The following is a 12082-nucleotide window of genomic DNA, read 5'->3' as shown; positions in this document are numbered from 1 at the left end:
TACCCTCACTCAGCAGTTCCAGCGGTTGTTGCCGAGCGGTCGCAAGGTCGTGATCGGTATTCCATTCCTGTGGCTGTTTCTGTTCTTCATGCTGCCGTTTTTCCTGGTGATGAAGATCAGCTTCTCCGAAGCGGCCCTGGCTATCCCGCCCTACTCCGAGATCTACAGCTTCGCCGAACAGAAATTCCAGCTGCTGTTGAACATCGGCAACTACGCCATGCTCGGCGAGGATGAGCTGTACCTGTCGGCCTACCTCGGTTCGCTGAAGGTGGCGACACTGAGTACGCTGATGTGCCTGGTGATCGGTTTCCCGATGGCCTACGCGATCACCAAGGCCAGCAAGGAAGCGCAAAACGTCCTGCTGTTGTTGATCATGATGCCGACCTGGACCGCGATCCTGATCCGCGTCTATGCGTGGATGGGGATCCTCAGCAACAACGGTCTGCTCAATGGTTTTCTGATGTGGAGCGGGCTGACCGATCACCCGATCGAAATCCTCAACACCAACACCGCGGTGTACATCGGCGTGGTCTACGCCTACCTGCCGTTCATGGTGCTGCCGCTGTACGCCAACCTGGTCAAGCACGACGGCAGCCTGCTGGAAGCGGCGTCGGACCTCGGTTCGAGCACCTTCAACAGCTTCTGGAAAATCACCGTGCCGCTGGCCAAGAACGGAATTATTGCCGGCTGCATGCTGGTGTTCATTCCGGTGGTGGGCGAGTTCGTCATCCCTGAACTGCTGGGTGGCCCGGAGACGCTGATGATCGGTCGCGTGCTGTGGCAAGAGTTCTTCAATAACCGCGACTGGCCGGTGGCGTCCGCCCTGGCGGTGGTGATGCTGTTGATCCTGATTGTGCCGATTCTGCTGTTCAACCGCAGCCAGGCCAAAGAGATGGAGGCACGGGGATGAAACGCTTCGGATTTGCAAAGTTCATGTTGATCTTCGGCCTGACGTTTATCTATCTGCCGATGCTGATCCTGGTGATCTACTCGTTCAACGCCTCGAAGCTGGTGACGGTGTGGGGCGGCTGGTCGGTGAAGTGGTACGCCGGCCTGCTGGATAACTCGCAGCTGATGGGTTCAGTCGTGCGCTCGCTGGAAATCGCCTGCTACACCGCGATTGCCGCCGTGGCGCTGGGCACCCTGGCCGCGTTCGTGCTGACCCGGGTCACCCGCTTCAAGGGTCGCACCCTGTTCGGCGGCCTGGTTACTGCTCCGCTGGTAATGCCAGAAGTGATCACGGGTCTGTCGTTGCTCTTGCTGTTCGTGGCCATGGCGCAATTGATCGGCTGGCCGATGGAGCGTGGCATCGTCACCATCTGGATCGCCCACACGACATTTTGTGCCGCCTACGTGGCAGTGGTAGTCTCCGCCCGCCTGCGCGAGCTGGACCTGTCGATCGAGGAAGCCGCCATGGACCTAGGCGCGAAGCCGTTCAAAGTGTTCTTCCTGATCACCATCCCGATGATTGCGCCTTCGCTGGCCGCGGGCGGCATGATGTCGTTCGCCTTGTCGCTGGACGACCTGGTGCTCGCCAGCTTCGTTTCCGGGCCGGGCTCGACCACCTTGCCGATGGAAGTGTTCTCGGCGGTGCGCCTGGGCGTGAAGCCGGAGATCAACGCGGTGGCCAGCCTGATTCTGTTGGCGGTGTCGCTGGTGACCTTCCTCGTCTGGTACTTCGGCCGCCGTGCCGAAGCCAGCCGTAAGCGGGCGATTCAGGAAGCCATGGAACAGACGGCGAATGAGTCGTGGCAGCAACCCGCAACGGCCTGAGTCCACCACCCAACCTGTAGGAGCGAGCTTGCTCGCGAAGAACCCGAGGACGCCGCGTTCATCCAGAATGCGCGCGTCTTCGTTAACGACCATCGCTAGCAAGCTAGCTCCTACAAAAAAAATCTTCACCCTGTGACCTGAATAAAAAAGAATTGGAGTTGTACCGATGAAAATGTTTGGCAGAACGCTGCTGACACTGTCCCTGTTGGGCGCGATCGCCACCGGCGCCCAGGCCAATGACAAGGTTCTGCGTGTGTACAACTGGTCCGATTACATTGCCCCGGACACCCTCAAGAAGTTCGAGGACGAGACTGGGGTCAGCGTCACCTACGACGTCTTCGACAGCAACGAAACCCTCGAGGCGCGGCTGCTGGCCGGCAAGTCCGGGTATGACATCGTGGTGCCGTCCAACAGTTTCCTGGCCAAGCAGATCAAGGCTGGGGTTTATCAGCCGCTGGACAAGTCGAAACTGTCGAACTGGAAAAACCTCAACCCGGTGCTGCTGAAAAACGCCTCGGCCAGCGACCCGGACAACGCCCACGCTTTCCCCTACATGTGGGGCTCGATCGGTATCGGCTACAACCCGGCCAAGGTCAAGGAAGTACTGGGCAGCGATGCGCCGGTGAATTCCTGGGACCTGCTGTTCAAGCCGGAAAATGCGGAAAAACTCAAAGCCTGCGGCATCAGCTTTCTCGATTCGCCGACCGAAATGCTCCCCGCCGCCCTGCACTACCTGGGCTACCCGGTGAACAGCAAGGACAAGCAGCAGATCGCCGAGGCCGAGGCCCTGTTCATGAAGATTCGCCCGTCGGTGGCGTACTTCCACTCGTCCAAATACATCTCCGACCTGGCCAACGGCAACATCTGCGTCGCCGTCGGCTACTCCGGCGATGTGCTGCAAGCCAAGGCCCGCGCCCAGGAAGCCGGGGGCAAGGTCAAGGTCGAATACAGCATTCCCAAGGAAGGCGCCGGCAGCTTCTATGACATGGTGGCGATTCCCAAGGACGCGGCCAACGTCGACAACGCCTACCTGTTCATGAACTTTCTGATGCGTCCGGAAATCATGGCCGAGATCACCAACAGCGTCGGCTACAGCAACGCCAACTCGGCCGCAACGCCGCTGGTGGACGAGGCAATCCGCAACGAGCCGGGGTCGTATCCGCCGGAGGCAGTAATGGCGACGCTTTACGCGGTGCCGGACGTGCCGATCACCTCGCAGAGGATCATGACCCGCGGCTGGACCCGGGTAAAACTCGGCAAGTAAATCTGCCGCGCCCGTCGGGGGCGCGGTTTGCACCACCGTTCAGGCGGCGTACCAGCGCTGCGGCAATATGAACGGAGAATCACCGGGCTCCCTCGGCCACGGTGATTCGAACGTCCCTGGTTCGTTGCCTGGCGGTTGTGCATTGCATAACCGCCAGGCTGCGGCCCCGGGACGTTTTTTTGCTTTCTAGAACAAGCCCAGTTGCCCACCGACCAGGGTGCTGAAGTCGTCGTCGACAAAGGGCAGGATCGCGTCCGCCACAGGCTGTAGCTGACGACTGAGGTAATGCTCGTAGTCGATGGCGGCACTGCGTGTTTCCAACGGCTCAGGTCCGGCGACGGTGATCAGGTAGCTGATCCAGCCGCCGCGCTGGTACTGCAGCGGTCGCCCCTGCCGGGCGTTGTATTCGTCGGCCATGCGCGCGGCGCGCACATGCGGCGGCACGTTGCGTTCGTAGTCATCCAGGCGTCGACGCAGGCGCTTGCGATAGATCAGCAACTCGTCATGTTCACCGGCCAGGGTCGCGCGCACGAACTCGCGCACATAGTCCTGATAGGGCCGGCGATGGAAGATCCGCAGGTAGAGTTCCTGCTGAAACTGCCGGGCCAGTGGCGACCAATCGGTGCGCACGGTTTCCAGGCCTTTGTAGACCATCTCCTCGCGGCCATCGTCGCGCATCACCAGGCCGGCGTAGCGTTTCTTGCTGCCCTCCTCGGCACCGCGGATGGTCGGCATCAGGAAGCGGCGGAAATGGGTTTCGTATTGCAGCTCCAGCACACTGTGCAAGCCGAACTCGGCCAACAGGTGCTCGCGCCACCACTGGTTGACGTGCGCCACCAGCGCACGGCCGATCCGCGCCGCTTCTTCCTGGCCATGGGGACGACGTAGCCAGACGAAGGTCGAGTCAGTGTCACCGTAGATCACCGCATGCCCCTGGGCCTCGATCAACTGCCGGGTGCGTTGCATGATTTCGTGCCCGCGCAGGGTGATCGATGACGCCAGGCGGGTATCGAAGAACCGGCAGCCGCTGGAGCCGAGTACGCCGTAAAACGCGTTCATGATGATTTTCAGCGCCTGGGACAACGGCGCGTTGTGCTCGCGCTTGGCGACTTCCCGACCTTCGGAAACCCGGGCGACGATCGCCGGCAGGCAATGCCGGCTGCGGGAGAAACGCGCGCCGCGAAAACCTGGCACCGAGTCGCTGTCGGTGGGATGGCGCAGGCCCTCTATCAGACCTACGGGATCGATGAGAAAGGTGCGGATGATCGAGGGGTACAGGCTCTTGTAATCGAGTACCAGCACCGACTCGTAAAGACCCGGCTTCGAGTCCATGACGAAGCCGCCGGGGCTGGCCTGGGGCGGACGTTCGCCCTGGTTCGGCGCGACGAAACCCTGGCGATGCATCAGCGGCATGTACAGGTGAGTGAACGCTGCCACCGAGCCGCCGCTGCGATCGGCCGGCAAACCAGTGACGCTGGCGCGCTCAAGCAGGAAGGTCAGCAGTTGGGTCTTGGCGAAAATCCGCGTGACCAGCTCGCAGTCCTTGAGGTTGTAGCGCGCCAGGGCCGGCTTGTCCTCGGCGAACATGCGGTTGATTTCGTCCATGCGCTGGTACGGATTGTCGATCGACTTGCCTTCACCCAGCAGGGTTTGCGCGACGTTCTCGAGGCTGAACGAAGGGAAACTCCAGGTGGCCGAACGCAGCGATTCAATGCCATCGATAATCAGCCGGCCGGCCGCTGAAGCAAAATAGTGGTTGTTGCCCGAACCATGTTCACGCCACTGCATTTCCTCCGCCCCACGCCCCAGACGCAAGGGCACCGCCAGGCGACGGGCATGCTCGTGCAGCACCCGCAGGTCGAACTGCACCAGGTTCCAGCCGATGATCGCGTCCGGGTCGTGCTCGGCGAACCACTGGTTGAGTTTTTTCAGCAGCGCGGCGCGGGAGTCGCAATACTCCAGGTCGAAGTCCACGTCCTGGTCATCGCCATTGGCCGCGCCGAGCATGTACACCTGGCGCTGGCCGTAGCCTTCGAGGGCAATCGAATACAACTCGCCCTGCTCGGTGGTCTCGATGTCCAGCGAGACCAGTTTCAGGCGCGGACGATAGTCGGGAGCCGGCTTGAGGTGGGCATCGACCAGCACGCCCTCGGCGTCGGGGGTACCGCGAAAAGTCACGGGGGCGGTGATGAACCGCTCCATCAGGTAGCGCTCGGGTGGGCGGATGTCCGCTTCGAAGATGTCGATACCGGCGCGACGCAGTACGCCTTCCAAATGCATCAACTGCCGGTGCTGCTGACAATAGAGACCGAACACCGGGCGATGCTGGAAGTCCTGCAGCCCCAGCGGACGCAGTTCGACACCCGTCTCTTCGCCCAGCAGCGCCTCGGTTTGTTCACGAAAGCGTTCGGGAATGAACGCCACCGACGGTTGCACGGGCAGGCGCACGCGCCGGGGCCCGGTATCGGTAGCCAGCCAGAACTCGACCAGCGTGCCGGCCGGGGTGTCGCGCCAATGCCGGGTCAGGACAAAGCCCTGCTGTGAATCCACCACTGCTACCTCGAAGATGATCTCAGGGTGATTCTACCTGTCATTGAGGCATCAGGTTGCCTTCGCATGTCTTGCGCAAGGGATTGTAGGACAAGGTGAAATCCGCTTCGTCACGGGCTGTAGCTATTTTTGTAGTGAATGAAATATTTCACTACAAAACCGTTGACGAGCGGTTTTCCACCTTGCATGATGCAGCCATCTCCCCGATCGGGAGTTCAGGCAAAAGTGTTGTGACAAAGGCTCGACTGACCGCCGAGCTGTTCCCGGATGTGTACTGCCCACAAGGCAGATTGATGAAGCTGACCTGGCATGGGCGTCCACTACTCGGGCGAGAAACGCCGGCGATCAATCCTCAAGATGCTTGTGGCCGAGCTGGCAAGAGTCGGTAGCAACTTCCAGGCAATCGCTGTTTCTCCCCGCTGTGCCGCAAGTGCGTAGCAGTTTCTCGGCAAGACTACATGCATCCATCCAAGGCCCTGCCGATATTCGGCAGACAACCACTGTCGCCCTGGTTTCGGTACCAGATATCAACTTACCGAATTAGAGAAGTGAACGTGCGAATCAACTAGACAGATCAAACATTGGTCAAGGGGCTTTAACATGAATCTGAACAACCAACCGACTATCGATCAACTGGCTCGTATCATCGCCGCTCAGAAAGACACCCACGACAGTCATATCCTGTGGGTTGCCGAGTCTGGCCAGGTACACATCGACTGCCTGTCGCCCCACGCCCATGAAGACGATTTCGAAAAGAACAACCGTGAGTTGCGTGCCCGGATGAAGATGTTCCGCCGCGGCCAGGGTTATGTCGGTAAAAAAGCCGCCGCCGACAGAGACTTTGTTGGCCGGGTCCTGGCGACCCTGACCCAGGAATGGCAGAACCTGCAGGCCAAGCCTGAAGTACGTGTCATCGACCGCTACTGCTGAGTTGCCTCGCACAGCCGCTGATGACCTTACGGGTGATCAGCGGCTTTTTTGTGGGCGCCGACTTGTCGGTGACGTTATCGAATGCGCTTGACGCCGCTTTGCCTACTTGCTCCCCGGGCTGGCGTCGAGGATGCTGTACTCATGTCCGGGCGCCTGGCGCCTGCCAATAATGACAACACTGCAGAGGCTCCTCCATGAAAACCGTCGCGCAACTGCTCAAGCTGAAAACCGAGCAAAAGGTTCATACCATCGATTCCCATCAGACGGTGTTCGAGGCGCTGCTGTTGATGGCGAAGGAAAACGTGGGGGCTTTGCCGGTGCTGGAAGAAGGTCAAATTGCTGGCATCATCAGCGAGCGGGACTACGCGCGAAAACTGGTGCTGAAGGGCCGCTCGTCGATGGCGACGCCAGTCAAAGAGATCATGAACTCGCCGGTAATTACCGTTGATTCCCATCAGAACGTGCAGACCTGCATGAACATCATGACCGACAAACACCTGCGCCACCTGCCCGTGGTCGAAGACGGGGTGCTGCTGGGGCTGCTGTCGATTGGCGACCTGGTCAAGGAGTCCATCTCCGAGCAGGCCGAGTTGATCAAGCAACTGGAACAGTACATCCGCGGCGAATAACTTTCTCCCGGCTCCACGAACTGCGCGCCTGCCTGCAGGGAGGCGCGCAGTTTTTTTATTGGCGCCCACGCAATCCTCGTCACTTTATATTTGCTCTATCGCGAGGCACTTCTATATTCATTTAACTCCCTGAAGTGTTCTGTCTCCCCTTGAGTGCTAACCATGGCCAGGACTGACCAACTGATCATCTGTGAGCACTGCGATGGCGTGTATGAAAAAGCCATGCTCGCCAAACACCAGACTGCTGTTTGTCAGCGTTGCGGTGGTGTGCTGCAGCGCTACAACGGCTTGACCGTGCAGCAACGCCTGGCGCTGACCCTGACGGCCGGGGTGCTGTGGATATTCGCCAACTTCTACCCGGTCATGAGCATCAGCCTCAAGGGCCTGAAAAACAGCGCAACCCTCTGGGACTCGGTGGTGGCCTTGAGTGACGGGCCGATCCTGTTCATTGCCCTGGTGGCAGCCATCTCCATCATCATTGCCCCGGCATTCCAACTGTTACTGCTGATCTGGGTCCTGAGTTTCGCCTTGGCATCGCGTCGATCACCGGCGTTCAAACTGTGCATGCGCTGGCTGGAAACCCTGCGTCCCTGGAGCATGCTCGAAGTCTGCCTGCTCGGCGCGATGGTCGCAGTGTTCAAGCTCGCCGGGCTACTCGATGTGATTCCCGGTATCGGCCTGTTTGCCCTGGCGGTCCTCAGCCTGCTGCTGATCCGCATTGCCGGACGCGACGTGCGTGAGTTGTGGGACATCCTATGAACGATCTTCCTGAAGCACGCGACCTGAATCTGTGCCTGTGTCACAGCTGTGGCCTGGCGTGTGACATGACCGGCGAGCCCCATGAGTGCGAGCGCTGTGGAGCGCCCCTGCACCGGCGCAAGAGCGACTCGCTGACCCGGACCTGGGCCTACCTGTTGGCGGCACTGGTGTTCTATATTCCGGCCAACCTGCTGCCGGTGATGAATACCAGCATGCTCGGCAGCGGCTCCGACAGCACCATCATTGGCGGGGTGCTGGAGTTCTGGGAGCACGGCGCCTGGGACATTGCGCTGATTATTTTCATCGCCAGTATCGCCGTACCCGGGGTCAAATTCGTCGCCCTCAGTCTGCTGCTGATCACCGCGCAACGGGGCAGTTTGTGGGCGCGCAAGGAGCGCTCCAAGCTGTACCGTTTTGTCGAACTGATCGGCTACTGGTCGATGCTCGACGTGATTGTCGTGGCACTGGTGGCCGCACTCGTTAAATTCCAGGCGCTCGGCGATATCGAGCCACGCGCCGGCATTCTTTTCTTTGGCATGGTGGTGGTGTTCACCATGCTTTCAGCCATGAGCTTCGACCCACGGCTGATCTGGGATAACCGTCAATCAGAGGAGGTCATGGATGGAATCGCGAGTCACTGAGGGGCAGCCGCAGCCGGGGTCAGCCAGGATCAAGACCCGTCGCTGGAGTGTTTCGCTGGTCTGGATCGTACCGATCGTGGCAGTGCTGGTGGGCATTTCCCTGGTGATCCATAACGTGATGCAGCAGGGGCCGGAGATTGTCCTCAACTTCAAGACCGGCCAGGGCCTCACGGCGAACAAGACCGAGGTCAAGTACCGTAACGTGGTGATTGGTCACGTCTCGGAGGTCGAGCTGAGCAATGACCAGAAGAGCGTCAACGCCACAGTGAAACTGTCGAAAACCGCTGAATCCTTCACCCGCAAGGACTCGCAGTTCTGGGTGGTGCGCCCGCGGATCGGCGCGGGCGGTGTCTCGGGGATCGATACCCTGCTGTCGGGCGACTTTATCGGTGCCGATGCCGGCCAGTCGAATGATCGCGCAAAACACTTTATCGGTCTGGAAGCCCCTCCGCCGATCACCTATGGCGAACCCGGCAAGCGCTTCATGTTGCACGCTGAAGACCTTGGCTCACTGGATATCGGCTCGCCGGTGTACTACCGCAAGATTCCGGTTGGCCAGGTGGTCGCCTACGCCCTGGATGCCGATGGCAAAGGGGTGAACATCGAGGTGTTCGTGACCTCGCCGAACGATGCCTACGTCACCGAAAATACCCGCTTCTGGAACGCCAGTGGCCTGGACATCGACGTCGGCGCCAATGGTTTTGCGGTCAAGACCGAATCCCTCTCGGCTCTGCTGCTCGGTGGAATCACCTTCCGCGCGCCCGCCTATAGCCCGGGTGACAAGCCCGCCAGCGAAGACCGGAACTTCGAACTGTTTGAGGACCAGGTGACCGCCCTCGCCCCGCCGAATGGCAAGCCACAGTATCTGGCGCTGCGCTTCGACCAGGCCTTGCGCGGTCTCAAGGTGGATGCGCCGGTGGAGTTCCAGGGGTTGGAAATCGGTAAAGTGGTGGCGATCAACCTGGACTTCGACGAAAAAACCCGCACCTTCCCGATCAACGTCGGCATCGTGATTTACCCTCAACGCCTCGGCCAGGCCCATCTGAAAATGCTCGCGGCACTCAATCACAACCCCGAGGACGAGCAGGCCGGCATCCGCCTGATCGGCACTTTTATCGAGAACGGCCTGCGGGCCCAGGCGCGCAGTGGCAACCTGCTGACCGGCCAGCTGTATATCGCCCTGGAATTCGTGCCCAAGGCGCCAAAAGTGGTGTTCGATGCCAATGCCCGTCCGGTGATGATTCCAACCATACCAGCCAGCCTCGAACTGTTGCAGGCGCAGTTCCAGGCGATGATCGAGAAGATCAACAAACTGCCGATCGAACGAATTGCCAACAACCTCGACAGCAACCTGACGGAAATGCGCAAGGGCATCAAACAGTTCAGCGGCCAGACCCTGCCGGGTGTACAGAGCACCCTGGAAGATGTCAGCAAAACCCTGCAGTCGGCCAACTCGACCCTCGCCGAAGGTTCGCCACAACGCGAGCAGTTGACCGAAACCCTGGACGAACTGGGGCGTATGTCGCGCTCTCTGCGTGAGTTGTCGGATTACCTGAGCCGGAATCCGGAATCCTTGTTGCGTGGCCGTCCGGACGACGCCTCGCCGAAAAATCTGCAACCGTCTTCGCGTCGCTGACCACAGGAGCAGGTCCATGTCTTTGCCGTTGAAAGTGTCATTAGTCGGTGCCCTGTTGTTGCTCGCAGCCTGTCGCAGCGATCCGATTCACTATCACACCCTGATCCCCGCCCAACCGGCGGCTGATGCCCAAGGCGGGGCGAACATCCAATTCGAGTCGGTCAGCGTGCCGCCCCAGGTCGATCGCCCGCAAATGGTGATTCGCGAAGGCAGCAGCGGCCTGGCGATTCTGGAAACCGAATGGTGGGGAGCGAGTCTGTCGGAAGAACTACAAAGTGCGCTGGTCGATCAACTGTCGAGCACAGGTAATGGCCGCAAGTGGTTGCTACGGGTCGAGGTGCAGCGCTTTGACACGGTTCCCGGACAGTACGCGCTGGTGGATGCGCAATGGCGATTGCGCAATGCCGTCACCACAGGCAGCGACGCGAGCGCCCTGACGTGCCGAACCACGGTGCAGACCCCGGCAGGCCCGACCATCGATGATCTGGTGGTGGCACATCAGAACAACGTCAAACGCCTGGCCGCCGCCATCCGCCAGGCGGCGAGTAGTACGCGCTGTCCTTGATTGAGCTGGGTTGCTCATTCAACGCCGCTGTCGGTCGTGTCCGGACTGAACACTTCATTGGGTTTGGGCTCGACCGGCACGCTGGCTGCAAGTCCACCGGCAATTTGTCCGCTGATGTAATTGACGCCGGCCATCACGCCATTGGTTTCATTCTCCATCAAGCCCAGCCACGCCTTGTCGAAGGCCGCATTCAGGCTCTTGCGCATTTGCGTCTGGGCTTCGGGCCGGTCGCTTTCGTTGGACATGGCGCCAATGCCCAGCGACACCACTGAAATCACTGCGCCGGCGACCCGCCCGACGGCCGCGGCAACCGCGCTGGCCACACTGCGCGAGGCAATCTGCGCTTCCAGCCGCTCACTGGCACGTTTTGCCACTGAGGAGATTCCCGCGTCCGACAAGCCGGCACCGGCACCGCTATTGGAACTGCGCACCTGTTCGACCAACGCCAGATAGGCGGGCAGGCGGTTGACAGGTTCGGCATGCACGATCTGGTAGAGCGAGGCGTTGCGCGCCGGCGGTGGTGCGAGAGTGATGGCCGGAATCAGGTTGAGGCGCTGGTCAAACTGATTCTGGGGGACTGAGTAGTGCTGCTGGATTTCCAGCAAATGGGCTCTGAGCATCTGCAGGTACAAGGTCACCGCATCGCCCATGATCACGTTCGGATCCGTCACTTTCGCGACGGGGTCCAACACCCGTTCGTGATATTGCTCCTGCAGGTACACCGCCAACCGGTTGACCACCGTATCCGTCTCGCCTTTGGCGCTCATCTTGTACCAGCCGACCTTTACCCCCAGCCACTGTTGCGTCCAGTAGCCGGTAAACCAGGGAATGAAGTCGGTCTCGGTGCGTTGGAAAACCTGTTCACGCCAGCGCTCCATGGCCTTGCGGGTGTAGGTCCTGACAGTTTCCCTGGAGGACGCGGAAGCGGCCTGAATGTCTTGATCAATCTGCTGCCAGGTCGCCTCGCTGATCACGATGGGCGCCATCGGCTCATTGCGACGCGCCGAGGAGCATCCACCGAGGATCACAAGCAGAACCATCAACAGGACGCGCAGACTCAAGATCGCAGGCCCTCCAGAATCGATACGGCAGCCGATGCCACGCATCAACCCGGATGGGACGCCTGGCAGTTTCGAAGACGGTCCCTGGAGTATAGGTGGGGAAAGGAGGGCTTTTTCGCGCGCAAAAACAAAACCCCTACCTGCAGTCGCAGATAGGGGTTTCGGAATTTAATCTTGACGATGACCTACTCTCACATGGGGAAACCCCACACTACCATCGGCGATGCATCGTTTCACTGCTGAGTTCGGGATGGGATCAGGTGGTTCCAATGCT

At 60.2% G+C, this 12082-nt stretch carries 11 protein-coding genes and 1 rRNA gene; 9 read left to right on the top strand and 3 right to left on the bottom strand.

Features of this window, described 5'->3' with window-relative positions:
* The first annotated feature begins 28 nt into the window (after positions 1-28).
* The 3 genes from ACZYR5_RS22275 to ACZYR5_RS22265 all read left to right on the top strand — a co-directional run bounded on the left by ACZYR5_RS22275 (position 29) and on the right by ACZYR5_RS22265 (position 3037).
* Positions 29-910 (top strand): ABC transporter permease subunit, encoded by an 882-nt coding sequence (locus tag ACZYR5_RS22275; RefSeq protein WP_177433257.1) that lies wholly within the window; start codon positions 29-31, stop codon positions 908-910.
* The gene (locus ACZYR5_RS22270) at positions 907-1773 is read left to right on the top strand and encodes an ABC transporter permease subunit (RefSeq protein ID WP_489091881.1); all 867 of its coding nucleotides are present in this window, start codon (positions 907-909) and stop codon (positions 1771-1773) included. The genes ACZYR5_RS22275 and ACZYR5_RS22270 overlap by 4 nt, the downstream gene beginning before the upstream one ends.
* A gap of 166 nt (positions 1774-1939) precedes the next feature.
* Positions 1940-3037 carry a polyamine ABC transporter substrate-binding protein gene (locus ACZYR5_RS22265; protein WP_489091882.1) on the top strand — a complete coding sequence of 366 codons (1098 nt, stop codon included), beginning with the start codon at positions 1940-1942 and terminating at the stop codon, positions 3035-3037.
* Between the two features lie 186 nt (positions 3038-3223).
* Here the strand turns inward: ACZYR5_RS22265 and ACZYR5_RS22260 are convergent, their stop codons facing one another.
* Positions 3224-5587 (bottom strand): DNA polymerase II, encoded by a 2364-nt coding sequence (locus ACZYR5_RS22260; protein WP_489091883.1) that lies wholly within the window; start codon positions 5585-5587, stop codon positions 3224-3226.
* Positions 5588-6187: 600 nt separating this feature from the next.
* Here ACZYR5_RS22260 and ACZYR5_RS22255 point away from each other — a divergent pair.
* The 6 genes from ACZYR5_RS22255 to ACZYR5_RS22230 all read left to right on the top strand — a co-directional run bounded on the left by ACZYR5_RS22255 (position 6188) and on the right by ACZYR5_RS22230 (position 10747).
* Positions 6188-6517 carry a hypothetical protein gene (locus tag ACZYR5_RS22255; protein ID WP_489091884.1) on the top strand — a complete coding sequence of 110 codons (330 nt, stop codon included), beginning with the start codon at positions 6188-6190 and terminating at the stop codon, positions 6515-6517.
* A 194-nt stretch (positions 6518-6711) separates the two neighbouring features.
* Complete coding sequence (locus ACZYR5_RS22250) at positions 6712-7146, top strand: CBS domain-containing protein (protein WP_489091885.1); 435 nt, start codon at positions 6712-6714, stop codon at positions 7144-7146.
* Between the two features lie 162 nt (positions 7147-7308).
* Positions 7309-7905, top strand: coding sequence for a paraquat-inducible protein A (locus ACZYR5_RS22245; RefSeq protein ID WP_489091886.1), 597 nt, complete (start codon positions 7309-7311; stop codon positions 7903-7905).
* Positions 7902-8546, top strand: coding sequence for a paraquat-inducible protein A (locus tag ACZYR5_RS22240; protein ID WP_489091887.1), 645 nt, complete (start codon positions 7902-7904; stop codon positions 8544-8546). The genes ACZYR5_RS22245 and ACZYR5_RS22240 overlap by 4 nt, the downstream gene beginning before the upstream one ends.
* Positions 8527-10182: a PqiB family protein gene (locus ACZYR5_RS22235; protein WP_489091888.1), complete on the top strand. Its 1656-nt coding sequence runs from the start codon at positions 8527-8529 to the stop codon at positions 10180-10182. The genes ACZYR5_RS22240 and ACZYR5_RS22235 overlap by 20 nt, the downstream gene beginning before the upstream one ends.
* Positions 10183-10198: 16 nt before the next feature.
* Positions 10199-10747 (top strand): PqiC family protein, encoded by a 549-nt coding sequence (locus tag ACZYR5_RS22230; protein ID WP_489091889.1) that lies wholly within the window; start codon positions 10199-10201, stop codon positions 10745-10747.
* A gap of 14 nt (positions 10748-10761) precedes the next feature.
* On the opposite strand, the gene ACZYR5_RS22225 is transcribed toward ACZYR5_RS22230, so the two are convergent.
* Positions 10762-11808: a hypothetical protein gene (locus tag ACZYR5_RS22225; protein ID WP_489091890.1), complete on the bottom strand. Its 1047-nt coding sequence runs from the start codon at positions 11806-11808 to the stop codon at positions 10762-10764.
* A 172-nt stretch (positions 11809-11980) separates the two neighbouring features.
* Positions 11981-12082 (bottom strand): 5S ribosomal RNA (gene rrf, locus ACZYR5_RS22220); the annotation flags it as partial.

This window comes from Pseudomonas sp. F007 (assembly GCF_057814275.1).
The sequence above is the reverse complement of the archived record's forward strand: the minus strand, read 5'-3'. Positions and strand labels throughout refer to the sequence as shown.

Excerpts from the sequence above, each read along its gene's own strand:
- ACZYR5_RS22230 (WP_489091889.1), top strand. The coding sequence starts at position 10,199 with ATGTCTTTGCCGTTGAAAGTGTCATTAGTCGGTGCCCTGTTGTTGCTC.
- ACZYR5_RS22255 (WP_489091884.1), top strand. The coding sequence starts at position 6,188 with ATGAATCTGAACAACCAACCGACTATCGATCAACTGGCTCGTATCATC.
- ACZYR5_RS22235 (WP_489091888.1), top strand. The coding sequence starts at position 8,527 with ATGGAATCGCGAGTCACTGAGGGGCAGCCGCAGCCGGGGTCAGCCAGG.
- ACZYR5_RS22270 (WP_489091881.1), top strand. The coding sequence starts at position 907 with ATGAAACGCTTCGGATTTGCAAAGTTCATGTTGATCTTCGGCCTGACG.
- ACZYR5_RS22245 (WP_489091886.1), top strand. The coding sequence starts at position 7,309 with ATGGCCAGGACTGACCAACTGATCATCTGTGAGCACTGCGATGGCGTG.
- ACZYR5_RS22265 (WP_489091882.1), top strand. The coding sequence starts at position 1,940 with ATGAAAATGTTTGGCAGAACGCTGCTGACACTGTCCCTGTTGGGCGCG.
- ACZYR5_RS22250 (WP_489091885.1), top strand. The coding sequence starts at position 6,712 with ATGAAAACCGTCGCGCAACTGCTCAAGCTGAAAACCGAGCAAAAGGTT.
- ACZYR5_RS22240 (WP_489091887.1), top strand. The coding sequence starts at position 7,902 with ATGAACGATCTTCCTGAAGCACGCGACCTGAATCTGTGCCTGTGTCAC.